Below are 23,421 nucleotides of genomic sequence, written 5' to 3' on the forward strand. Positions count from 1 at the left end.
TTTCAATTCCATACGTATGTATTTATATAACCGCTCTGACGTTAACAAGGCCATAGGTCCCGCAGGCAGCGGGTCGGCCACAGAGGTGTACCATGTCCCCGCATAACCGCTGGCTCATTCTTGCCATCGTGTCGAGCGCGCTGCTCCTGATCGTCGTCGATATGACCGTGCTTTACACGGCCCTTCCCCGGCTGACCCACGATCTCGGCTCCTCCGCGTCGGAAAAGCTCTGGATCGTCAATGCCTATGCGCTGGTCGTTGCCGGCCTGCTTCCTGGGCTCGGCACGCTTGGCGACAGGCTCGGCCACAAGCGGCCGTTCATTGCCGGTCTCGCGGTGTTCGGCCTCGCCTCGCTACTGGCTGCCTATGCGCCGAACCCGTCGATCCTGATTGCCGGCCGCGTGCTTCTCGCGGTCGGCGCCGCCTTGATGATGCCGGCGACGCTCTCGATCATCCGGCTGACCTTCACCGACGAGCGCGAGCGGGCGCTGGCGATCGGCGTCTGGGCCGCCATCGCCTCCGGCGGTGCGGCGATCGGCCCGGTGCTTGGCGGTTTCCTGCTCGAATACTTCTGGTGGGGCTCGGTCTTTCTCATCAACGTGCCGATCGTTGCCGTGGCATTGCTGCTCGGCGTGGTCGTGCTGCCCGACAGCAAGGGCAACAAGGAGCACCCGTGGGATCCGCTCGGCTCCTTCCAGATCATGATCGGCCTGGTCGGGCTTGCCTATGCCATCAAGGAGATGAGCAAGCGCGAACCGTCGGCTGAAGCCGGCCTCATCGCCGCCGTGATCGGCGCCGTAGCGCTCGTTCTCTTCGTGCGCCGGCAGAGGCGCAGCCCATATCCGATGATCGACTTCGGCCTGTTCCGCAACGCCGCCTTTTCCTCAGGCGTCGCCGCAGCCCTGGTGGCATCGGCAGCGCTCGTCGGCGTCGAGCTCGTGCTCAGCCAGCGGCTGCAGCTTGTCACCGGCTATTCGCCGCTTGAGGCCGGCATCTTCATCCTGCCGATCCCGCTTGCCGCCTTCGTTGCCGGGCCGCTCACGGGCATGGTGCTGCCGCGTCTCGGCGCCGAGATGGTGCTGCGCACCGGCCTTATCACTGCGGCTGCCGGCCTCGGCGCGTTTCTTGCCGTGCACGAAGCCGGCGTGCTCGGTCAGATCGTCAGCCTGGTCGTGCTCGGCCTCGGCATTGGCGCTTCGATGACAGCAGCCTCCAGCGCCATCATGTCCAACGCCCCGCCGGAACGCGCCGGCATGGCCGCTTCCGTCGAGGAGGTTTCGTTCGAGCTGGGCGGCGCGATCGGCATCGCGGTGCTCGGCAGCGTCATGTCGGCGGTCTACACCGCCTTCGTCATGCTGCCGGAAGGGGCGGGCATATCGCCGGTCGCACGCGACAGCCTGGACGAGGCGCTGATCCTGGCGGCAACGCTGTCGCCCGATGCGGCCGAAAGCCTGGTGACACTCGCCAGATCGGCCTTCGAAAAAGCATTTGTCGCCGTCGTCCTGTTGTCAACGGGCCTCCTGTGCACCACGGGTGCCGGCATCTGGTGGTTCACGCGCGGCAAGCCGCGGCAGCCGGCCGCATCCTACCGCGCCCATTGACCTCGGATGATCAATGCTGCGTTGCCTCGCATTGGGCAATCGCCGCCACCATGGCCTGGAAGCGCACATGGTGGCGAACGGCATCCAGATCGGAATCCTGCTTGAACCACAGCAGCTGGTAGCAGGAACTCTGGGGCAACAGGCTCTCGAGCATGTCGAGCGCCGTGTCGACATCGCCGAGGATCGAATAGACGCAGGCGGTGTTGTAGCGCGCGACGACATCGTCCGGATCGATGGCGATCGCGCACGCCGCCCATTCGCGCGCGCGGTCCGCCTCGCCCATATGGGCAAGTGCCAGTGCGCCGCGATGCGCCGGACCGGAATTTTCCGGGTGCAGCTCCAGCGCGCGCTCCGCCCGGGAGATGCCGATCTTCGCCCAGTGTCCGCGCTCTGTTTCCTGGCCGAGCGACTTGTAGGCGCTCATCAGGTGGATCGGCGAGAGGTAGTCGTCGGGACGGATTTCCGCCGCCCGCTTGAAGAACTGGATCGCCGTTTCGAACTCGCCGCGCATGAAGAGAAAGCGCCCGTAGTGAAAGTTTGCCTCGTAGAGCTGGGGTTCGAGCGCCAGCGCGCGCTCGAACTCGGCGGCGGCTTCTTCGCTTTGCCCGTCCTGATGCAGGACCAACCCTCGGGAAGCGTGCGCCTCCGCCAGGTTCGGGTCGAGCGCCAGCGCCCGCTCGCTCGTGCACAGAATGCTCTCGAGTGGGAACTCGTGCTCGTGCCAGTCACGCAGCGCCGACTCGCAATCGGCGATGCCGGCATAGGCACGGGCAAAGTTCGCATCGAGTTCGACGGCCTTCAGGAACATGCGTCGGGCGAGCAGCAGATAGGAGCGGGTCCAGGCATGCGAGAACTGCCGACCGCGCAGATAGTAGGTGTAGGCTTCGACGCTCGTGGTCGGATCCCGTTCGATCGCCTTCTTCTCCTCCGGCAACAGCTTGATGCGCAACTGATTGACGATCGCGTGGGTGATTTCGTCCTGAATGGCGAAGATGTCGGTGAGATCGCGGTCGTAGCGATCCGCCCACAGATGCGTGCCGGTCAGCGCGTCGATCAGCTGCCCGGTGATGCGGACGCGCGTGCCGGCCTTGCGCACGCTGCCTTCGAGGATGAAACGAACGCCGAGCTCCTGCGCCGCCGTTTTGACCCTGACCGACCGCCCCTTGTAGGTGAACACCGTGTTGCGGGCGACGACGTGGAGCTGCGAGATCTTCGACAGATCGGTGATGATGTCTTCGGTGATGCCGTCGGAGAAATACTCCTGTTCCGGGTCGTGGCTCATATTGGTGAAGGGCAGCACCGCAACGGACAGGCCGTAGCCGTCGTCCACCGTCACCGTATGGGTCCCGTTCAACACCTTGGCAGTCTTTGTGGGCGCCCCCACGGCCACCGAATAGACATGCACGCCCGCCGCGATGTTCTTCAGCGCGTGCTGCCCCTTGTCGACGAAGCCGACATCCAGCCTTGAGCCGACATGATCACGAACCGAAGCGGAGACCGCGATGCCGGAGGGCTCGGCCAGGCCTTCTAGCCGGGCGGCGACATTGACGCCATCGCCGAAGATATCGCCGTCCTCGACGATCACGTCACCCAGATGCACGCCGATGCGCAGCTCGATGCGCTTCAGCTGCGGCACGTCTTCGTTGCGGATGAGCATGCCGCGCTGAATGTCGACGGCGCAGGCGACCGCGTTCACCACACTGGCGAACTCGACCAGAATGCCGTCGCCGGTCAGCTTGACGATCCGGCCCTTGTGTCGACTGACCTTGGGATCGACCAACTCGTTCTTGTGCCGCTTCATGGCGGCCAGCGTACCGGTCTCGTCAGCACCTATGAGGCGGCTGTAGCCCACGACATCGGCAGCAAGGATGGCAGCAAGGCGGCGTTCCAAGTAACCCCCGAATTCATCTCCTTGATGAAGCGGACAATCTAGCGCGTTCTTCATGATCTGTCCTGCGCACTTTTCCAGCTACTACTATTGATCGAGTAACGGGATAGCAGAGTAGATCGACCGGCACAGTTTCCAAAGGCACAACCGTGGCATCGCACTGCGATGAATTGGACCCGTCAGGGTCGAACAAGGACCGTAACCATCATCATGACGATCGCGAACACGGCGATCTTCCAGAAATCGCGACGCTGCCTCAGACCCGGCAGGCCGATCGGCCAGATCAGCTGGATGGCCATCGCCAGAAGCAGAATGAGCGCCAGCGCCTTCGACATATCCAGCCTATCCCCGCGGAAGTTCCCGCAACCCGGCGGAACTGTCACGCCGCCGTCACCTTGTCGTCGCATGTAGCAGCGCACGCCGCCTCGGCGCGCAACTGCTTATGATCCCGAAATTCGATTCCGATTCTTGGGATGATGCATTAGAGGGCTATTGTTTCCGCCGCCGATTTGCAATGACCGGCGGGACAGAATCCGGCTGGCAATTCAGGGCGCACCGCCCTAACTTGCTGACGGCAGAACGATTTTCGGATGGATAATGAGAAAGAACCTGCTCCCCGTTGCCTCTCTCCTGCTGGGCACGCTGTTTCTCTTTCTGGGCAACGGCCTGCAGGGCTTGCTTCTACCGGTCAGAGGTACGGCCGAGGGCTACCCCACCACCATCCTTGGCCTGATCGGCACGTCCTGGGCGGCCGGCTTCGTGCTTGGCTGCTTCCTCGCACCGAACGTCGTCAAGCGCATCGGCCACGTGCGCGCCTTCAGCGTCTTCACGTCGCTGATCGCCATCGTCGCGCTGATGACCGGCATCCTGATCGACCCGACCTGGTGGCTGATCCTGCGTGCGCTGACGGGCTTTTCCACGGCCGGCACCTCGATGATCATCGAAAGCTGGCTCAACGAACGCGCCACCAATGAGAGCCGCGGCGTCATCTTTTCCCTCTATATCGCCATCACGCTTTTCGGCGTCGTCGGCGGCCAGATGATGATCCCGTTCGGCGACACGTCCACCAGCATCTTCTTCATGATCTGCGGCATTCTCTACTGCGTCGCGATGCTGCCGACCCTCTTGTCGAAGGCGGCCTCGCCGCAGCCGCTGAAACAGGTCCAGCTCGACCTGCGCGGGCTTTACAGCAATTCGCCCGTCTCGTTTCTAGGGATCCTGCTCGTCGGCATCGCCAATGGCGCCTTCGGCACGCTCGGCGCCGTCTTCGGCCGCCAGGCGGGCCTCTCCGACAGCACCGTCGCCGCGATGATGAGCGTGGCGATCTTTGCCGGCGCGGTGATGCAGTTGCCGGCCGGACGCCTGTCCGACCGCATCGACCGGCGTTATGTGCTTGCCGCCCTTGCCGGCGTCGGCGCACTTGCCGGGCTCCTGATCTTCCTGGTCGAACCGAGCCAGGTCTGGATCGTGCTGACGCTGATCGCGATCTATGGCGCCGCCGCCAACGCGCTCTATCCGATCGCCGTCTCGCATGCCAACGACTTCGCGACGGCCGAGGATTTCGTCAAGGTTTCCGGCGGATTGCTGCTGCTCTACGGCATCGGCACCATCATCGGCCCGACGATCGGCGGTCCGGTCATGACCGCGACCGGCCCCTATGGCCTGTTCATGATCACCGCCTGCGCCCATATCCTCATCACCGCCTATGCGATCATCCGCAGCCGCATGCGCGCACCGGTTCCCGTCGCCGAGCGCGATGCCTTCTCGCCGATCAATGCCGGAACGGCAACGACGCCAGAGAGCCTGCAGCTCTCGCCGCGCGCCGCACCGTTCGATGAGACACATGCTGCCAACGACGGCGATACCGACCCTGAACAGGAGGATAAGTCGAATGGGCACGTTTGACGAAGACCAACCCAAGAAGAAGCTGGCGCATGAGATCGGCAGCGACCTGTCGTTGCTGTCGGTCGACGAACTCACACAGCGCATTGCGCTCTTGAAAGAGGAAATCGCCCGGCTCGATGCCGAACGGGAACGCAAATCCGCGAGCCGATCGGCGGCGGAGAACCTGTTTCGCTGACGGTCGCGCAAGGAACGATCGACCCGAAACGGCGCCTTCTTAATGGCATATTAAGCATTCTCTGCGATTGTTTGATCATCCGGAGCTTTCCGGACTCAGACAATTTCTCCGACTGGCGAATGGGTCTGATTTTTCTCCCTGTTTTACCTTGAGAGCCGCTTTCCGCGGCTCTTTTTTTGTTTTGATATATGTTGCCGTAAAGAATTGTGGAGATTAACCCTTTCTTAAGAATGCTCTTGCGCGAAATGCGCTATGGCATCATTCTTCAGGCATAGAGGCCGGCAAGGAAATTTTTCCCAAAGCCGCCCGTTACCCGACTGTCGTGATGCGTTTGAACCAGGGAAAACAGGTCATGTCCGAAAGAGGATTGAATACCGTCAGTTTCGCGGGACACGCGGCGGCGTCGGCGCAGTTCAAGGCGCTGTATTCGGAAGGCATGGGTCTGGTCGAAGAAACCGCGAGCTATCTCGACGGCCCGGGTCGCCTGGCATCCAAGGTCCTGCCGCGCATGGCATCGGTCCTCTATGCAGCAGAATCCATGCGTCTGACCACCCGCCTGATGCAGATGGCATCCTGGCTCCTGCTTCAGCGCGCCGTCAACAACGGCGAGATGAGCCGCGACCAGGTGCTTTCGGAAAAGAGCAAGGTCCGCCTCGACAGCTTCAACGTCGACCGCAGCGCGCCCGGCTGGAGCGAACTGCCGGAGGCCTTCCGCGACCTTATCGAGCGCTCATTGCGCCTGCAGAACCGCGTCGCCCTGCTCGACCGCGAGATCTACCGCCCGCAGGAAGCCTCGACCTTCGTTCCCGACAACCAGAACGGCGTCAAGGCGCAGATCAAGCTCTTGCAGACCGCCTTCGGCACCAACTGATTCAGGCAAGATATTCGGCAGCTTGCTACCACCGACACGAACCCGGCCATTGAGCCGGGTTTTTTCATGCGCGCCGCTCAAGCAGGCTTGCATGCGAGCGGCCATCGTTGGCCCATTCCCAGGCCGGAAACGGAAATCCGGACAACAAAAAGCCCGGCAGGGCCGGGCTTCGAAAACGCGCCAAGAGGGCGTGCGATTAGAGGCCGAGGCCTTCGAAACGCTTCTTGAACTTGGAGACGCGGCCGCCGCGGTCCATGAGCTGCTGGTTGCCGCCCGTCCAGGCCGGATGCGACTTCGGGTCGATTTCCAGGTTCATGGTGGCGCCTTCCGAACCCCAGGTCGAGCGGGTTTCGTATTCGGTGCCGTCAGTCATGACCACCTTGATCAGGTGATAGTCGGGATGGATGTCTGCCTTCATAACGATCTTCCTAGAGTTCCAGGGTCCAATTGTCGCAAGGCATTGCGACTTCGAGACCGAACACGTAAATGAAGCCGCGGACCGGCTGATGGGCCACGGCTTCCCAATTCGATGCCGTGCCTATACATCAAGGTCTGCGGGATAACAAGTGCCGCGCGGAAGACTCATGGGCAAACCCGCCCCCTCCGTGGTTGGCGAACGGGGGTCATGTGTCCGAACGAGAAAACCAGTCGCCAGCGCGCAAGTCCATTCGCCCTCTCGCCACGCTGCTGCCCTACCTCTCGCGCTACCGCCATCTGGTCATCGGCGCCGGGATTTCGCTGGTTATCGCTGCGGTGACGACCCTGACGCTGCCGCTCGCCGTCAGGCGCATGGTTGACAACGGCTTCTCCAATTCCGATAGCGGCTTCATCAATACCTACTTCGCGATGCTGATGATGCTCGCCATCATCCTCGCTCTGGCCAGTGCCGCGCGTTATTTCTTCGTCATCACCCTTGGCGAGCGCATCGTCGCCGATCTCCGCCGCAACGTCTTCCAGCACGTCACCCGGCTTTCCGCGTCCTTCTTCGACGTCAACCAGTCGGGCGAGATCGTCTCGCGGCTGACGGCCGACACCACGCAGATCAAGTCCGCCGTCGGCGCGACGGCGTCCGTCGCGCTTCGCAACCTGATCCTGTGTCTCGGCGCCATCGGCATGATGGTCTATACCAGCCCGAAGCTTTCGAGCCTGGTGCTGGCCGCAATCCCGGTCATCGTGTTTCCGCTGGTGGGCTTCGGCCGCTCCGTTCGCCGCCGGTCACGCGAGGCACAGGACACGCTGGCGACGGCATCGGCCTATGCCGGCGAGGCGATTGCCGCCTCGCGCACAGTGCAGGCCTTCAACAGCGAGGACATCGCCAACACCCGCTTCGGTACCGCCGTCGAGGATGCTTTTGGCGCCGCGCGCGCGGCCATCAAGGCACGCTCCGTGCTGACTGCCTTTGCCATCACCATGGTGTTCGGCAGCGTCGTTGCCGTGCTCTGGTTCGGCGCGCGTGACGTGTTGGCAGGCAATCTCTCGGCCGGCACCCTCAGCCAGTTCCTGCTCTATTCGGTGTTCGCCGCCGGCAGTCTCGGCTCGCTGTCGGAGGTCTGGGGCGAACTTTCGCAGGCAGCCGGTGCTGCAGAGCGGTTGAATGAACTCCTGACCGAAGTTCCCGAAATCAAGGCGCCCGAAAACCCCGTCGCCATGCCGTCGCCGGCGCTCGGCGCCATCAGCTTCGACGAAGTCTATTTCGCCTATCCCGCCCGTCCCGACTACAAGAGCCTGAATGGCCTCAGCTTCACGATCAAGCCCGGCGAAACCGTCGCCATCGTCGGCCCGTCCGGTGCGGGCAAGAGCACGGTCTTTTCGATGCTGCTCCGGTTCTACGATCCGGCAAAGGGCGCCGTTACTGTCGACGGCGTCGATATCCGCACCGTCGACCCGAAGGACCTGCGCGACCGCCTGGCAATCGTGCCGCAGGATGTCACCATCTTCGCCTCCTCCGTTCACGACAACATTGCCTTCGGCCTGCAGGGCGCAAGCCGCGAGGCGGTGCGCACTGCTGCCATCGCCGCCCAGGCCGACGAATTCATCGGCCGAATGGAAAAGGGCTACGACACGCTTGTCGGCGAGCGGGGCATCACGTTGTCGGGCGGTCAGCGCCAGCGTATCGCCATTGCCCGCGCCATCCTGCGCAACGCGCCGATCCTTCTGCTTGACGAGGCAACCTCGGCACTCGACGCCGAGAGCGAAACGCTGGTGCAGAAGGCGCTTGAAGGCCTGCTGCATGAACGCACGACTGTTGTCATCGCCCACCGGCTTGCAACCGTCCTGAAGGCCGATCGCATCCTCGTGATGGAGCATGGCCGCATCGTCGAAGAGGGAACCCACGCCTCGCTGATCCGGCAGGACGGGCTGTACGCCAAGCTGGCCCGGTTGCAGTTCAACCACGGCGCCGAGGAGCTGTTCCTGAACACAAAGAAATAAGGCGACCACTACGATAGTCTCATGCCGGCATGTCCGGCACGCCATTGCAGCTGGGAAGCCGGACCCTATTCTATAGGTGCCGGTCTTTTCGGCCGCCACGACAGGCGTGGACTGTTCAGGGAGGAACCTTAATGACGTTTTCGAAGTTGACCCGACGAGCGGCGCTTGCGCTCGGCTTCACCGCACTTACCGTTCTCGGCTCAGGTATCCAGGCAGCCGCCCAGGACTTTCCCGATCGCCCGGTAACGCTCGTCGTACCCTTCGCCGCCGGCGGCTCGACCGACGTCGTAGCCCGGATCGTGGCGCAGAAGATGTCGGAGGATCTCGGCCAGCAGGTCATCGTCCAGAACGTCGCCGGCGCCGGCGGCAACCTCGGTGCCGACAATGTCGCCCGCGCCGATCCGGACGGCTATACGATCCTCATGGGCACCGTCGCCACGCATGCGCTCAACCCGCTGATCCTCAAGACCAGACCCTATGACCCCGAAAAGGACTTCGCTCCGATCTCGCTGCTGGTCGTCGTGCCGAATGTGCTGGTGGTCAATCCGGAACTGCCGGCCAAGACCGTCGAGGAATTGCTGGCACTGCTCAAGGCCAAGCCCGACGAGTACGCCTACGCCTCTTCCGGCAACGGTACGCCCCTGCATCTGTCTGGCGAACTCTTCAAGAAGATGGCCGGCGTCAGCATGCAGCATATCCCCTACAAGGGCGCTGGCCCGGCGCTGAACGATGTCATCGGCAACCAGGTGCCGATCATGTTCGACAACCTGCCCTCCTCCTCCAGCCACATCAAGGCCGGCACCTTGCGGGCGCTTGCGGTCACGACGGCCGAACGCGCGCCATCCTTCCCCGATGTCCCGACGGTCGCCGAGTCCGGCATACCAGGCTATGAAACCTATACCTGGAACGCGCTGTTTGCGCCGGCCAACACGCCCGAGCCGGTTGTTGCGCGCCTGAACGAAGCCGCCAACAAGGCCCTTGCGGACCCGGCCGTGGTCGAGCGCATGAAGGAATTCAGCGCAAAGATCGTTGGATCGACGCCGCAGGAACTCGCCGCGCACGTGAAGGCAGAGCTGGAAAAATGGACGCCGGTCGTTCGCGACGCCAACATCCAGATGGATTGATCTAAGGATATGCGGAGCCGCCCCTCATCCGGCTGCCGCCACCTTCTCCCCGCCTGCGGGGAGAGGGCTAGGGTGAGGGGCAGCTAAGGACACGTCATAAGACGCAATCACGCCCCGGCCGCACCCCGTCCGGCCACCCGGCCGGAATAGATGCAGCCGCCGAGGAACGTGCCTTCGAGCGCGTTGTAGCCATGCATGCCGCCGCCGCCGAAACCTGCGACTTCGCCTGCGGCGTAGAGACCCGGCACCGGCTCACCCGACTGTTCCAGCACCTGGCCCGACAGATTGGTCTGAAGACCGCCAAGCGTCTTGCGCGTCAGGATGTGCAGCCGGACGGCAATCAGCGGCCCGGCCTTGGGATCGAGCAGGCGGTGCGGCTTGGCGGTACGCAGCAGCCGGTCGCCGCGATAGGACCGCGCCCCGCGGATCGCCGTGACCTGCGCGTCCTTCGAGAAGGGATTGGTGATCTCGCGGTCGCGAGCCTCGATCTGCTCGCGCAGGTGATCGACCGACAGCCGGTTCTCGCCGGTGAGGGCGTTCATTGCCGGTACGAGATCGTCGAGCCGATCGCGAACGATGAAGTCCTCGCCCCTGTCCATGAAGGCCTGCACCGGCCCGGGCGGATTCTTGCCCAACCGCTTGAGCAGAAGCGAGATGCTCTTGCCGGTCAGGTCCGGGTTCTGTTCGGAACCGGACAGGGCGAACTCCTTCTTGATGATCGCCCGCGTCAGGATGAACCAGCTGTAGTCATGGCCGCTGTCGCGAATGGCCCGCAAGGTGCCGAGCGTATCGAAGCCGGGCATCGCGGGTGCTGAAAAGCGATTGCCGTCGGCATCGCACCAGAAGGACGACGGACCGGGCAGGATGCGGATACCGTGGTCCGGCCAGATCGGATCGAAGTTCTTCAAGCCCTCGGTATAGTGCCACATGCGGTCGGAATTGATGACCGAACCGCGGGCACGCCCGGCAATCTCCAGCATGCGGCCATCGACATGGTGCGGCACGCCGCAGACCATCGTCGCCGGCGGCTGGCCCAGCCGCTTGCGCGGCCAGTTGCGCCGCACCAACTCATGGTTACCGCCGATGCCGCCCGACGTCACGATCACCGCGCCTGCCGATATCTCGAAATCGCCGACGACATCGCGCGAGCTGCGCTCACCCCGGCCAACCGGATCGGCCTTGAGCACCGAACCGCGCGCGCCGGTAACAGCGCCATCCGTCGTCACCAGTTCGTCGACGCGGTGGCGGAAACGAAAGCGAACGAGGCCGCGGCTTTCTGCCTCCCGCGTCAGCCGCACGAACGGCTCCAAAACCGCAGGACCCGTGCCCCAGGTGACGTGGAAGCGCGGCACCGAATTGCCGTGCCCATGCGCAAGACCGCCGCCGCGCTCGGCCCAGCCGACGACGGGAAACCAGCGCATGCCGAGCGAATGCAGCCAGCTGCGCTTCTCGCCGGCGGCGAAATCGAGATAGGCATCGGCCCACAGCCGTGGCCAATGATCTTCGGGACGATCGAATTGCGACGAGCCCATCCAGTCCTGGCGGGCGAGCTGGCGGCTGTCCTTGACGCCCATGCGCCGCTGCTCGGGACTGTCGACGAAGAAGAGGCCGCCAAGCGACCAGAAGGCCTGGCCGCCGAGGTTCTGCTCCCCTTCCTGATCGAGAACGATCACCTTGCGGCCAAGTGCCGCCGCTTCCGACGCTGCCACAAGGCCGGCAAGCCCTGCACCGACGACCAGTACATCACAATCCATCAAAGGCGCCCTCCCCTGCATCCCCGGGGGCGCAAGCTTTCGGCTGCGTCCCAGGGCGCAAGTGTTACGCGTACGTCAAGGTCAATTCAAGGGCGGTGGACTGCTGGCCTACCTTGGGCCGCGCGCCTATTTTTCCGTCAGCTTCAGCTCGATGCGGCGGTTCTGCCCCCGCGCCTCGACGCTCTCGCCCTCGGCGATCGGCTGATATTCGCCGAAGCCAGCCGCAACCAGCCTGTCGGCCGGCACGCCCTTCGAGATCAGAAACTTGACGACCGATGTGGCACGGGCCGAGGAAAGTTCCCAGTTGTCGGCAAAACGGCCGGTACCGGAAAGCGGGACATTGTCCGTGTGCCCGTCGACGCGCAGCACCCAGTTGATCTCCGCCGGAATCTCCTTGGCGAGATCGAGAAGAGCCGAGGCGAGTTTGGCCATTTCTACCTGGCCCTCGGGATTGAGTTCGTTGCCGCCGGAAGGGAAAAGCACCTCCGACTGGAAGACGAAGCGGTCGCCGACGATGCGGATGTTTTCGCGATCGGACAGGATTTCGCGCAGCCGCCCGAAGAAGTCCGAACGATAGCGGTTCAGTTCCTGCACCCGTTGCGCCAGCGCGACATTCAGCCGGCGGCCGAGATCGGCGATCTTGGTCTGCGAAGACAGGTCCTTGGCTTCCGACGCCTGCAACGCCTCTTCGATTGCTGCGATCTGGCTGCGCAGCGCCGCGATCTGCTGGTTCAGAAGTTCGATCTGGCTGATGGCGCGTGCGCTCGTCTGCCGTTCGGCGTCGAGCTCCGCACCGATACGCCCCAGCTTCTGGTTGGCGGCATCCGTGCTGCCGGCGCCCTGATCGAGCAAGGCCTGCAGACGAGACCGCTCGCCTTCAGACTGGGACAGGGAAGCCTGCAGATTGGCGAGCGAATCCTCGAGATCCTGCTTGCCGCTCTTTTCAAGCGCCAGCAGTTGCGTCAGCTCGTTGATCTGGCTGTTCAGCCGGTTCAGCACTTCATCCTTGCCGCTGATTTCGCGGCTGAGCAGAAATTGCGCCAGCACGAAGACGCTGAGCAGGAACATGATCGACAAGAGCAGGGTCGACAGCGCATCGACGAAACCGGGCCAATAGTCGATCGTGCGCTGTGTACGGCCTTTACGGGCGAGCGCCATGGATCAATCCCCTCCGGAATCGTCGGCATGGCTGAGCTTGGCCTGCGATCCGGATTTCTCGCCGTTCACCGAAATGCGCTCGGTGTGGCCGATGCGCGTCGTCAGCTTGTCCAGCGTCTTGCGCATGGCCTTCGCCTCTTCCTGCTGCGCCTCGATCCAGTCACGCAGCATCTGCTGCTCGCCGCGCATGTTCTTGACCAGTCCTTGAATGCCCTCGGCAAGGCTCGCCATCGCCGCCGTCGTGCGATGGCTGGAACCGCCTTCATGGTTGAGGCGCACAAGCTGGTCCGTCAGGCGCTTCAGCTCCTCGACCGGCGCGCCGGCCGACAGGTCGCCGGCAATGGACAGTTCCGAACCGACGTCGGTCACTGACGACAGCCAGTTTTCAAGCTCGGTGTAGAAGCGGTTCTGCGCCCGGCCCGCTTGCAGATCGAGAAAACCGAGGATCAGCGAGCCGGAAAGGCCGAAGAGCGATGTGGAAAACGCCGTGCCCATGCCGGCCAGCGGCGCCGACAGACCGGTTTTCAGGGCGCCAAGCACGTCTTCGGTGCTGCCGGAACCGGCATCCAGTGACTGGATGACGGTGTTGATGGAGCCGATCGTGCCGAGCAGGCCCCAGAAGGTGCCGAGCAGGCCGAGGAAGACGAGAAGGCCGGTCAGGTAACGCGTCGTGTCGCGCGATTCATCCAGACGTGTTGCGATCGAATCCAGGATCGACCTCAGCGCGGTCGTCGAGATCGCCGTCTGGCGACCGCCGATCAGCGCGCGCATCGGCGCAAGCAGGACCGGGTCCCGTCCGACCTTGTCGGCACTGCCGGCGGCGCGGAAGGAATTGAACCAGCGCACCTCGGGGCGAAGCCCGAGCACATGATTGAATGCCAGCAGGATGCCGATCAGCAGCACCCCGAGGATCAGGCCGTTCAAGCCAGGATTGGCGAGGAAGGCATTGTGCGCCTGGCGGAAAAGGATTGCGCCGACGAAACCGACGATGATCAGGAAGATCGCCATGGTCCAGAAAAAGTGCATGGGGCTCGAAAGCTTATGCGGATTGTAGTCTGCTTCCACGCCTTCCCGACCGTCCCACCCGGACAGATGCAGTTTCGTCATGGGTATACCATTCTCCCGGTTGCATTTGGCGGAACGGTGCCGCGACGTGTCGGAGCCTACTGCATAATTTCTCAAATCGGAATCGATTTAAGGAGAAAGTTATGCAGCAGGTTTGAGGCGCTACGGCGTCCTTGGCGCGTAACACAAGATGCGCCGCGCTGTAGTGAAACTTTGCGCCGAATTGAAGGAAAAACAAAAGCCCCCGACGCATGGCGCACCGGAGGCTTGCAGCAAAAGCCGGACGGCCGCCATTTACTTCGACGGGATCGGACGGTGAACGACGTCACGCAGCGCCTTGGTGATGTATTCGTTGCCGCAGATGATCGAGCCCTCGTCGACCGGCTTGGCGCCGCCATCGATATCCGTCGACCAGCCACCGGCTTCGCGGATCAGCAGCACGCCGGCCGCAATGTCCCAGGCTGCCAGGTCGCGCTCCCAGTAACCGTCGAAACGACCGGCGGCAACATAGGCGAGATCGAGCGATGCCGAGCCCATGCGGCGGATGCCGGCGACTTCGCCCATCACGTGGCGCAGTTCGATCAGGTATTTGCCGTGGTTACCACGACCGAGATGTGGCGTGCCGGTGGCGATCACCGCATCCGACAGGGCCTTGCGCGAAGCGACGCGCAGGCGACGGTCGTTGATGAAGGCGCCGCCGCCACGCTCGGCCGTATAGAGTTCGTCCGTCGCCGGGTTGAACACGACAGCGCCGACGATCTCGCCCTGGCGCTCAAGCGCGATCGAGACAGCGAAATGCGGAATGCCGTGCAGAAAGTTGGTGGTGCCGTCGAGCGGATCGACGATCCAGCGATGCGCCCCATCGGTACCGATGATCTCCTCGCCCTCCTCGCCGAGGAAGCCGTAGGTCGGGCGGGCTTTCAGCAGTTCTTCGCGGATCAGCTTTTCGGCCTTGCGGTCGGCCTGGGACACGTAGTCGCCCGGTCCCTTGAGCGAGACCTGCAGGTTCTGTACTTCACCGAAATCGCGTGCCAGCGACTTGCCGGCCTTGAAGGCGGCTTGAACCATGACATTGAGGAGAGCTGAACGGGCCATCTGGCGATCCTTGTGAAGCGAAGGCCGATCGAGCCTTCTCGATCGGACATTGAACCTGTGTGACGGAACATGGGGTAGCGCCTGCCGAATGGGCAAGGCCTGTCATCGAGTTCCGTCGTCAAAAAACCGAGTGAAGATCACTCCGCCCGAGACGCGCCGGAAGACCATGGCGCCAAGGGCAAAAACCGGGGCTTCAAGACCACAAAAGCCCCGGAAGTTCAAGAGAAATAGCGCCCAGCCCCGCCAAGCCGGCGAGATTCGGGCGCCTGGAAGGCCGGTCAGGTCGAGCGGAACTTGTTGGCCGCGCTCAATGCCGCCTTCTGCTGCTGTTCGTTGAGACCGAGATAGAAGTCTTCCAGCGCATCGTCCTTGAGCCCGGCGCGGCGCGACAAAACATACCACTTTGCCGCTTCGACCGGATTGGGGCGAGTGCCAATGGCGTTGACATAGAGATGCGACAGCCGGTTCTGAGCCACGACATTGCCGCCTTCCGCCGCCCGCTTCATCCAGCCGAAACCGTCCTCCAGGTTGCGATCGCCGGCAATGCCTTCGATCATCCAGATGGCGATGTCGAGCTGCGCCGTGTCGTAGCCGGCATGGGCCGCGCGAAGCAGCCACTCCCTGGCCCGCGCCCGCTTGGCCTCGTCGAGGCCGTCGACGTTGAGATAGATCTGCGACAGTGCATATTGCGCGTCGGCGATCCCCTGCGCGGCCGATTTTTCGTAGTAGGGCATCGCTGCCTTCAGACCCTTCGGCCCTGGACTGTCGGCCACCAGCGTCTGTCCGTAGTTGAACTGGGCGGAACCATTGCCGAGATCGGCGGCCTTCTTCATCAGCTCGTCGGACTTCTTGCGGTCGCGCTTGACGTATCGCCCCTCCATCAGGATCAGCGCATATTTGAACATCGCCGCCGGGTCTCCGTTTTCGGCCGCCTGCCCATACCAGAACGCCGCCTGCTTGGCATTGCGCACGACGCCGAGGCCCTGCTGCAGGATTTCGGCGACGAGCGTCTGGGCGGCAGGATCACCGAGCTGCGCCCGCGGGAGCGCCAGATCCATCGCCGTCAGATAGTAGCCGCGCTGGAAGGCGCCGTAGGCGTCGTCCACCTTGCCGGCGAACGGCTTTTCCGCCGGCAAAGCCGGCAGTTCGGCGCCCATGCGGTCGAAGACATTGACGCCCTGTGAGGGCACCGTGCCGTCGCCGGCTTTTTTCTTGTCCGCCGGATCGGCCGGTTTGCCTCCAGGCTTGCCCTCTTCCGGCATGGCTGCACCATTGAAGGGGGTGATGCGGCCGCGCTTCGCAGCGCCGCCGTCATCGGCATTGACGCCTTGCTCCTGCACAGAGGCTGGCTCCTCCTGCGCGGGAACCGGTTGTTCCTGCCCGGGAACTGGCTGTTGCTGCGCACGCGCCGGCATCGCCACGGCAGCGGCGACGACAAGAAGGGCAACGCCCCAGCTGAGCTTTGACGACAGTCGGTTTAACATCGACACGTCTTAATCTTCAAACCGTGGCGCTTTTTCGTCAAGAAGCGCGTTGACGGTCGCAACGACCGACGGCGCCTGCTCGGGCTCGCCGAAGACGGCCAGTCGCAGCGCCACGAACTCGGCGCCGGTCTCGGCGGCCGCCAGCGCAGATTGCGGATCCGTGCCGCCCATGACGATGCAGGGGATCTCGATCATCGAGGCCCACCATTCGGCCAGCGCCAGGTTCTTCGGATGCGCATCCGGCTTGATGTCGCCATCGGTCTTGCCGAAGAACACGTAGTCCGGGCGCACTTCGCCGATTTCAAGCGCGTGGTGGCGGTCGGCGGCATTGCCGCCGCCGACGATGAGCTTCGGCGTGTGCTTCTCGACCGCCTCGCCGAGCACTTCGGCATTGCCGGAAATGTGCAGGCCGTCGGCCTTGGCGCGTCCCGCGACACGGGAATCGCCCTCGATCAGCGCGGCAGCGCCGGCCTCCTGGATGATCGGCACGAGGCGCTCGGCGTGTTTCTGGAACTCGGCGTCGTCGAGGCCGTATTGCGGCACGATCACCGAAGCGACGTCGCCGCCCTTCAAGGCGTCGGCAAGCACCTTGGCGCGATCCGCCAGATCAGCGATATCGGGCGCGATCAGCACCAGGCGGCAGCGTTCTATTGTCTTGCTCATGACATCCATTTCCGGCTGTGCCCGCATGTCGGCGGAAACCAGCGCTCGATTTCGTTTGGGAAAACCGATAGACGGAGACGTCAAAAGGATCAACCGCCACCGATGCTTCCCGACCTGGACTTCTATCTCGTCGCCATCCCGGCGGTTCTTCTTGTTGGCCTCAGCAAGGGCGGCATGGGCGAGGCGCTTTCACTGATGGGCGTGCCGATCCTGTCGATGGCCGTCTCGCCGGTCCAGGCTGCGGCGCTGTTGCTGCCGATCCTGATCGCGATGGACCTCGTCTCGCTCTGGATGTGGCGCAAACACGGCGATCGCAAGACCCTGGTCATGCTGCTGCCTGGCGCCATCGCCGGCATTCTCATCGGCTGGGCGACGTCAGCCTATGTCTCGCGCGACTATCTGCGCCTGATCATCGGCCTCATCACCGTGCTGTTCGTCTTACGCTATGTCTACAATGTCTGGCGCATGCGCAACGGAATAACGATCACGCCCAAGAAGCAACGGGCCGGCCCCGCGACGCTCTGGGGCTCGTTTGCCGGCTATGGCAGCTTTGTCGCCCATGCGGGCGGCCCGCCCTTCCAGATTTACGCCCTGCCGCTTCAACTCGACCCGCGCGAATACACCGGCACGATCGTACGCTTCTTCGCCATCCTCAACGCCGTCAAGCTCATCCCCTACTTCGCGCTCGGCCAGCTCGACATGAGCAACCTCAAGATCTCGGCGACGCTGTTTCCGCTGGCGATCATTGCCACCATCTGCGGCGCCTTCATCGTTCGCCGCATGAAACCGCAGATCTTCTATCCCTTCATGTATACGATGGCTTTCATCGCCGGACTGAAACTGCTGTGGGATGGCCTGAACAGCCTGCTGGCCGGCGCCTGAACGCATCCAAGCAAGCCATCATATTGCGAAGCAATACGGAAATGCCGCAGCGCACAAATTTCTTGCCGCCTGCGGAGAATTCGCTTAACGTCCGGACATGACCATTGCGGACCCTTTCGATGCCATCGCGGATCCCAACCGGCGTTACCTGCTGGAGGAACTGCGGCGCGCGCCGAAGACGGTCAACGAACTGGCTGAAGGATTGCCGATCAGCCGACCGGCGGTATCGCAGCATCTGAAGGCTCTGCTGGACTGCAATCTGGTCTCGGTTTCGGCCAATGGCACCCGGCGCATATACGCCATCAACCGCCCTGGCTTCGACGGGCTCAACCTTTGGTTGGATCAGTTCTGGGCGTGAGGGGCTGACGGAAGCGTAACCGCCTGCTGACACAAATCGACCGGGTCTCAAACCCGGTCGAGCGATCCGTATATTCCGTTGAGGGGATTGGTTGTGAACCTTGTTGCGTCGTCTCCGCGGAGAGGACACCTCCCGTTGTTACTGGGAAATACCGTTCATAATCAGTGAGTTGAGGAGCGAAGCCTTTCGATTTCGTCCTTGATGCGCAGCTTCCTTCGCTTGATGTCGCTGATCATTTCGTCCTCGGTGGACGGCTGGTTCATTGCTGCATGGAGCTCCTGCTCCAGTGCGCCATGTTTTTTCTCAAGCGTTGCAAGATGAGCCTCAATGGTCATTGGCAGTCCCTTCCTTTTGCTTGCATCCGGCAGGTAAATGCCGGATGTTCCATGGTTGTAACCTTACTACTGTGCCACGCCATTTTTCATTTGTCGAAGGCGAAATGATGACGACGGATAACTTCCCGTTACCGCCCAAGATGTGATAGAGCGGCGCATGAAATTCCGGTTCGAGGAGGACTTCGCAACCGGGCTGATGGGGATCGCTTTGCATGCCGGACCAGGACCAAGCCGAACTCAGATTGACCGCCGCGCGGCTGAGGCAGGAACATGAAGACTATGATGCTGCCATCAACGCCATGATCGAGACCGGCTGCGATGCGCTGAGAGTTCAGCGCATGAAGAAGAAGAAGCTGGTCATCAAGGACAAGATCACCAAGATCGAAGACCAGATCATTCCCGACATCATTGCCTGAAGCGGAACTTTAAAGACGTGCTCGACACCACGACCCCACCCGTCGCCATCATCATGGGAAGCCAGTCCGACTGGGAGACGATGAAGAACGCCGCCGATACGCTCGACGCGCTCGACATTGCCTATGAGGCCCGCATCGTTTCTGCGCACCGCACGCCTGACCGGCTGGTCAGCTTTGCCAAGGGCGCGCGCGACGAAGGTTTCAAGGTCATCATCGCCGGTGCCGGCGGTGCCGCCCACCTGCCGGGCATGTGTGCCTCGATGACGCCGTTGCCGGTCTTCGGTGTGCCGGTGCAGTCGAAGGCGCTTTCCGGCCAGGACAGCCTGCTGTCGATCGTGCAGATGCCGGCCGGCATTCCCGTCGGAACGCTGGCGATCGGGCGCGCCGGGGCGGTCAACGCCGCGCTGCTGGCCGCAGCCGTGCTGGCGCTCAGCGACAACGACCTTGCCGACCGCCTCGACGACTGGCGCGAGCAGCAGACCGTCGCCGTCGCCGAGTATCCGGTGGACGACGCATGACAACCGTTGGCATCATTGGCGGCGGCCAGCTCGGCCGCATGCTGGCCATGTCCGCTGCACGGCTGAATTTCCGCACCATCGTCCTCGAGCCGCAACCCGACTGTCCGGCGGCACAAGTGGCAAACGAACAGATCGTTGCCGCTTATGACGATGAGAAAGCGCTCGACGCGCTGGCGGCCGCTTGCGATATCGTCACTTACGAATTCGAGAATGTGCCGGTCGCAGCCGCCGAGAGGCTTGCGCGGGCCCGGCCGGTATTTCCGCCGCCGAAGGCGCTTGAAGCCGCCCAGGATCGCCTGGTCGAAAAGCGCTTTCTCAATGACAGCGGTATCGTTACCGCCCGCTTCCATGCCGTCGACAGCCAGGCTGATCTTGAAGCAGCCCTTGCCGACTTCGACGGTTCCGGCGTGCTGAAGACCCGCCGCCTCGGCTATGACGGTAAGGGCCAGCGGGTGTTCCGCTCTGGGCAGGACAGCCCGCAAGGAGCCTTCGCGGCGCTCGGTTCCGTGCCGTTGATCCTCGAAAGTTTCGTGCCGTTCGAACGGGAAATCTCGATCATCGCTGCCCGCGCAGCCGATGGCACGGTCGCCTGCTACGATCCGGCTGAGAATGTCCACCGCAACGGCATTCTTCATACCTCCACCGTGCCCGCCGCCATCGGGCCTGCGACGGCTGAGACGGCGCGCGTTGCAGCCAAGGCGATCCTCGACGCGCTCGGTTATGTCGGCGTCATCGGCGTGGAGTTCTTCGTGCTGGCCGACGGCAGCCTGGTTGCCAACGAAATGGCGCCGCGCGTGCACAATTCCGGCCACTGGACGGAAGCGGCCTGCATCGTCTCGCAGTTCGACCAGCACATTCGCGCCGTGGCCGGCCTGCCGCTCGGCAATCCCGTTCGTCACTCCGACTGCGTGATGCAGAACCTGATCGGGGACGATATCGCCGAGGTGCCGGGCTGGCTTGCCAAAGACAATGTCTTCGTCCATCTCTACGGCAAGACGGAAGCGCGACCGGGCCGCAAGATGGGTCACATCACCCGCCTGACGTGAGCCTGAAAGCCACAGAAATGCGGGGCAAGGCGCCAAAATCCGGTGTCTTGCGGTTGACACAACTGGGGTGACACGGTATTTGCCATCCCACCTTACGGAGCGCGCTGCATGGCGCGCTTTTGATTGTTAGAAATACCGGGCGAATTTTGTTTCCCCGAAACCTGCGGATCAGGAAAATGAAGATCAAGAATTCGCTCAAGTCGCTGAAGACCCGCCACCGCGAAAACCGTCTGGTTCGTCGCAAGGGCCGTATCTACATCATCAATAAGCAGAACCCGCGCTTCAAGGCACGTCAGGGCTGAGGCTCCGACTGGTTTCTGTTTGGCACCTCGCTTCGGCGATGTCCCAAAATTGATTTTGATCTTATTCCGTGGCGAGCTAACATGCTCGCCATGCGAGTTTTTGTGCCTTTGATTCTGGCGTGTTTCGCCCTTCTCGCCGCCTCTGTTGGAGCCGGCACCCTGAGTTTCGCCGCAGAACCAGCGCCGGAAACCGAGGCCGCCAGCCTCACCACCCCCAAGCAACGCCTGGACGCCCTGTTCTCCGACCTGAAGAAGGAACGGGACGCCGACAAGGCGCGCGAACTCGCCAACCAGATCCGCCTGGAATGGCAGGATTCCGGCAGCGCGACGGTCAACCTGCTGATGCAGTGGGCCGACAAGTCGATCACCGACAACAAGCAGGCGGCCGCCCTCGATATCCTCGACCAGGTGATCACGCTTGCACCCAGCTACGTCGAAGGCTGGAACCGCCGCGCGACCCTGCACTACACGATGGGCAACTATCGCAAGTCGATGTCGGACATCAATCATGTCCTGTCACTCGAGCCGCGCCACTTCGGCGCGCTCGCCGGCATGGCCGCGATCCTCGGCTCCGCCGGCAAGGATGAGCTGGCGCTACGGGCCTGGGAGCAGTTCCTGGAGATCTATCCCGCCGATCGCAGGGCGCAGGAGCAACTGGGCGAACTGACCGAAAAGCTTGCAGGCAGCAAGACGTAGTCGGGCGGATGCCGAAGCAAGCACGGACCCCGCGATGACGCCTTCCACGGAACTGACCGCCGTTCGCAACCTTGCCGTAGCCGCGCGCCAGTTCATGGAGCCGATCTGGCTGGAATGGCATAGCGCCTGGAAAGGCGATGCGCCAACCACGCCCTCCCAATGGACATGCGGACGGACAAGCCTGTTTCTGTCGCGTGCCCTGACGGCTGACGGTTTCGAGGCTTCGTGGGCAAGCGGCACGCCCCGTCTGTCACCGTCGGGGGCGGCGCTGGGCGATTTCGGCTTCCTCAGCGACACCGGCTGGCAAAGCCACGCCTGGGTCGAGTGCGGGGACCTCATTGTCGACATTACCGCCGACCAGTTCGGCGCCCCTCCCATCCTCATCACCGATCGGCACGATCGCCGCTACGGCAACGGCGCCCGCGACACGGCACTGCCGGAGTTTATTCGGGCTCGTGAGCGCGCAGTCGACGAAATCTGGCCACGATGGCTCGGCTTTACAGCGCCGCGCGTCTATTTGGACGCGGAAAGGACGTCGTAGCGCTTTAAACTTGCTGCATAATTTTATCCTTAAATCGGATCCGATTTAGGGAATTATGCAGTAGATGTCTGCGGACACTGCCGAACAAGAGGAGCCGCCGAGACAATGTTTCTAGCCGCCCTGTTCATCGTTACCCTCACGCTCGCGGGCATCGTTTACAACCTGCGCAGTGCACGCGACATCAGTGCGCGGTTCCCGAACGCGGGCGAACTGATCGACGTCGGCGGCTTCCGCATGAACAGCGTCCACCTCCCGGCTAAGGCAAGGGCCGACCTGGCGCCGCTCGTCTTCATCCATGGCGCCAGTGGTAACCTGCTCGATCAGCTGCATGCCTTTGCTCCTGCCTTCGAGGGCCGCGCGGAGATGCTGTTCGTCGATCGGCCGGGCCACGGCTACTCTGAACGCGGCGGGCGGGCGAACGACCGCCCCGACGGCCAGGCGGACGCGATCGCAAAGCTGATGGAGAAGAGAGGCATGACCCGGGCGATCATCGTCGGCCACTCCTTCGGCGGGGCGATCGCCGCAAGCTTCGCCCTTCGCCATCCGGAGAAGACGACCGGCCTCATCCTGCTGGCGCCGGCGACCCATCCCTGGCCAGGCGGCATCGACTGGTATTACCGGCTGACGGCCCTGCCCTATGTCGGCTGGCTGTTCGCCCATACGCTCGCCGCGCCGATCGGCCTCAGGCGGATCGACAGCGGCACACGTTCGGTCTTCTACCCAAACCCAAGGCCCGTCGACTACATCGACAAGACGGCGCCGCACCTCGTGCTGCGGCCCCTCGCCTTCCGCAACAACGCCGTCGATGTCGCCAATCTGCATGCCTATGTCAGCGAGGTCGCGCCGCGGTATCAGGAGATCACCGCGCCGACGATCATCGTCAGCGGCGACAGCGACGACATCGTGCTCGCCGATATCCATTCGCGCGGTCTGGCACGCGACATTGCCGGATCGGAACTGCTGTGGATCGGCAACCTCGGCCACAAGCCCGATTACGTCGTCACCGATGTCGTGGTTGCCGCAGTCGAGAAGCTCGCGGGCAAACCCAGGGATCTGGGCGCCGCCGTGAGATTTGCGGAAGAAAGGCTCAACGACGGCAAGGCACTCTGATTGG

25 protein-coding genes are annotated in these 23,421 nt (G+C 63.1%); 15 read left to right on the forward strand and 10 right to left on the reverse strand.

The annotated features are described in order from the left end of the window. Nucleotides 1-92: 92 nt before the first annotated feature. Nucleotides 93-1,601 (forward strand): MFS transporter, encoded by a 1,509-nt coding sequence (locus BC363_RS18355; protein WP_065780932.1) that lies wholly within the window; start codon nucleotides 93-95, stop codon nucleotides 1,599-1,601. 10 nt (nucleotides 1,602-1,611) lie between these two features. Here the strand turns inward: BC363_RS18355 and BC363_RS18360 are convergent, their stop codons facing one another. After that, on the reverse strand, nucleotides 1,612-3,546 hold the full coding sequence (locus BC363_RS18360) for a tetratricopeptide repeat protein (RefSeq protein WP_141690365.1): 1,935 nt from the start codon (nucleotides 3,544-3,546) through the stop codon (nucleotides 1,612-1,614). Nucleotides 3,547-3,668: 122 nt separating this feature from the next. After that, complete coding sequence (locus BC363_RS35510) at nucleotides 3,669-3,824, reverse strand: hypothetical protein (protein WP_139109922.1); 156 nt, start codon at nucleotides 3,822-3,824, stop codon at nucleotides 3,669-3,671. 262 nt (nucleotides 3,825-4,086) lie between these two features. On the opposite strand from BC363_RS35510, the gene BC363_RS18365 reads away from it, so the two are divergent. The 3 genes from BC363_RS18365 (at nucleotide 4,087) to BC363_RS18375 (ending at nucleotide 6,440) form a co-directional block, all read left to right on the forward strand. After that, nucleotides 4,087-5,394 carry an MFS transporter gene (locus BC363_RS18365; protein WP_065780934.1) on the forward strand — a complete coding sequence of 436 codons (1,308 nt, stop codon included), beginning with the start codon at nucleotides 4,087-4,089 and terminating at the stop codon, nucleotides 5,392-5,394. After that, complete coding sequence (locus tag BC363_RS18370; RefSeq protein WP_065780935.1) at nucleotides 5,381-5,569, forward strand: DUF1192 domain-containing protein; 189 nt, start codon at nucleotides 5,381-5,383, stop codon at nucleotides 5,567-5,569. Before BC363_RS18365 ends, BC363_RS18370 begins: the two co-directional genes overlap by 14 nt. 352 nt (nucleotides 5,570-5,921) lie before the next feature. Continuing rightward, on the forward strand, nucleotides 5,922-6,440 hold the full coding sequence (locus BC363_RS18375) for a DUF1465 family protein (RefSeq protein WP_025424772.1): 519 nt from the start codon (nucleotides 5,922-5,924) through the stop codon (nucleotides 6,438-6,440). A 196-nt stretch (nucleotides 6,441-6,636) separates the two neighbouring features. On the opposite strand, the gene rpmE is transcribed toward BC363_RS18375, so the two are convergent. Then, complete coding sequence (gene rpmE, locus BC363_RS18380) at nucleotides 6,637-6,858, reverse strand: 50S ribosomal protein L31 (RefSeq protein WP_053249635.1); 222 nt, start codon at nucleotides 6,856-6,858, stop codon at nucleotides 6,637-6,639. 209 nt (nucleotides 6,859-7,067) lie between these two features. Between rpmE and BC363_RS18385 the strand changes: the two genes are divergently transcribed. Further along, nucleotides 7,068-8,870: an ABC transporter ATP-binding protein/permease gene (locus tag BC363_RS18385; RefSeq protein WP_083223398.1), complete on the forward strand. Its 1,803-nt coding sequence runs from the start codon at nucleotides 7,068-7,070 to the stop codon at nucleotides 8,868-8,870. Between the two features lie 131 nt (nucleotides 8,871-9,001). After that, complete coding sequence (locus BC363_RS18390) at nucleotides 9,002-9,994, forward strand: tripartite tricarboxylate transporter substrate binding protein (RefSeq protein WP_065780936.1); 993 nt, start codon at nucleotides 9,002-9,004, stop codon at nucleotides 9,992-9,994. 107 nt (nucleotides 9,995-10,101) lie between these two features. Here the strand turns inward: BC363_RS18390 and BC363_RS18395 are convergent, their stop codons facing one another. From BC363_RS18395 to BC363_RS18420, 6 genes are all read right to left on the reverse strand, one after another. After that, nucleotides 10,102-11,748, reverse strand: a complete 1,647-nt coding sequence (locus tag BC363_RS18395; protein ID WP_065780937.1) for an FAD-binding dehydrogenase — start codon at nucleotides 11,746-11,748, stop codon at nucleotides 10,102-10,104. Between the two features lie 126 nt (nucleotides 11,749-11,874). Next, nucleotides 11,875-12,906: a peptidoglycan -binding protein gene (locus BC363_RS18400; RefSeq protein WP_065780938.1), complete on the reverse strand. Its 1,032-nt coding sequence runs from the start codon at nucleotides 12,904-12,906 to the stop codon at nucleotides 11,875-11,877. Nucleotides 12,907-12,909: 3 nt separating this feature from the next. Beyond that, nucleotides 12,910-14,013 (reverse strand): MotA/TolQ/ExbB proton channel family protein, encoded by a 1,104-nt coding sequence (locus BC363_RS18405; RefSeq protein ID WP_065780939.1) that lies wholly within the window; start codon nucleotides 14,011-14,013, stop codon nucleotides 12,910-12,912. Nucleotides 14,014-14,265: 252 nt separating this feature from the next. Continuing rightward, nucleotides 14,266-15,066 carry an inositol monophosphatase family protein gene (locus tag BC363_RS18410; protein WP_065780940.1) on the reverse strand — a complete coding sequence of 267 codons (801 nt, stop codon included), beginning with the start codon at nucleotides 15,064-15,066 and terminating at the stop codon, nucleotides 14,266-14,268. Between the two features lie 278 nt (nucleotides 15,067-15,344). Further along, entirely contained in the window at nucleotides 15,345-16,550 is a 1,206-nt protein-coding gene (locus BC363_RS18415; protein ID WP_065780941.1) for a tetratricopeptide repeat protein, read from the reverse strand. A 9-nt stretch (nucleotides 16,551-16,559) separates the two neighbouring features. After that, a complete protein-coding gene (locus BC363_RS18420; RefSeq protein WP_065780942.1) occupies nucleotides 16,560-17,213 on the reverse strand; it encodes a thiamine phosphate synthase in 654 nt (217 codons plus the stop codon). Between the two features lie 102 nt (nucleotides 17,214-17,315). Here BC363_RS18420 and BC363_RS18425 point away from each other — a divergent pair, with 102 nt between their 5' ends. Together BC363_RS18425 and BC363_RS18430 are read left to right on the forward strand one after the other, a co-directional pair. Next, a complete protein-coding gene (locus tag BC363_RS18425; protein ID WP_065780943.1) occupies nucleotides 17,316-18,095 on the forward strand; it encodes a sulfite exporter TauE/SafE family protein in 780 nt (259 codons plus the stop codon). A gap of 97 nt (nucleotides 18,096-18,192) precedes the next feature. Beyond that, nucleotides 18,193-18,453: a metalloregulator ArsR/SmtB family transcription factor gene (locus BC363_RS18430; protein WP_053249627.1), complete on the forward strand. Its 261-nt coding sequence runs from the start codon at nucleotides 18,193-18,195 to the stop codon at nucleotides 18,451-18,453. A 161-nt stretch (nucleotides 18,454-18,614) separates the two neighbouring features. Here the strand turns inward: BC363_RS18430 and BC363_RS18435 are convergent, their stop codons facing one another. Beyond that, entirely contained in the window at nucleotides 18,615-18,788 is a 174-nt protein-coding gene (locus tag BC363_RS18435; protein WP_065780944.1) for a DUF465 domain-containing protein, read from the reverse strand. A gap of 212 nt (nucleotides 18,789-19,000) precedes the next feature. Here BC363_RS18435 and BC363_RS18440 point away from each other — a divergent pair, with 212 nt between their 5' ends. The 7 genes from BC363_RS18440 (at nucleotide 19,001) to BC363_RS18470 (ending at nucleotide 23,417) form a co-directional block, all read left to right on the forward strand. Further along, nucleotides 19,001-19,204: a YdcH family protein gene (locus BC363_RS18440; protein WP_065780945.1), complete on the forward strand. Its 204-nt coding sequence runs from the start codon at nucleotides 19,001-19,003 to the stop codon at nucleotides 19,202-19,204. 53 nt (nucleotides 19,205-19,257) lie between these two features. Further along, nucleotides 19,258-19,722 (forward strand): 5-(carboxyamino)imidazole ribonucleotide mutase, encoded by a 465-nt coding sequence (gene purE, locus BC363_RS18445; RefSeq protein WP_038576471.1) that lies wholly within the window; start codon nucleotides 19,258-19,260, stop codon nucleotides 19,720-19,722. Next, on the forward strand, nucleotides 19,719-20,768 hold the full coding sequence (locus tag BC363_RS18450; RefSeq protein ID WP_065780946.1) for a 5-(carboxyamino)imidazole ribonucleotide synthase: 1,050 nt from the start codon (nucleotides 19,719-19,721) through the stop codon (nucleotides 20,766-20,768). Before purE ends, BC363_RS18450 begins: the two co-directional genes overlap by 4 nt. A 176-nt stretch (nucleotides 20,769-20,944) precedes the next feature. Then, nucleotides 20,945-21,070, forward strand: a complete 126-nt coding sequence (gene ykgO, locus BC363_RS18455) for a type B 50S ribosomal protein L36 (protein WP_025424787.1) — start codon at nucleotides 20,945-20,947, stop codon at nucleotides 21,068-21,070. 81 nt (nucleotides 21,071-21,151) lie between these two features. Next, a complete protein-coding gene (locus BC363_RS18460) occupies nucleotides 21,152-21,766 on the forward strand; it encodes a hypothetical protein (RefSeq protein WP_065780947.1) in 615 nt (204 codons plus the stop codon). A gap of 34 nt (nucleotides 21,767-21,800) precedes the next feature. Beyond that, on the forward strand, nucleotides 21,801-22,307 hold the full coding sequence (locus BC363_RS18465) for a hypothetical protein (protein ID WP_065780948.1): 507 nt from the start codon (nucleotides 21,801-21,803) through the stop codon (nucleotides 22,305-22,307). A gap of 105 nt (nucleotides 22,308-22,412) precedes the next feature. Continuing rightward, nucleotides 22,413-23,417, forward strand: a complete 1,005-nt coding sequence (locus BC363_RS18470; protein WP_065780949.1) for an alpha/beta hydrolase — start codon at nucleotides 22,413-22,415, stop codon at nucleotides 23,415-23,417. Nucleotides 23,418-23,421: the final 4 nt, after the last annotated feature.

The sequence above is a fragment of the Ensifer sp. LC384 genome (assembly GCF_001695865.1).
Classification (GTDB): domain Bacteria; phylum Pseudomonadota; class Alphaproteobacteria; order Rhizobiales; family Rhizobiaceae; genus Ensifer.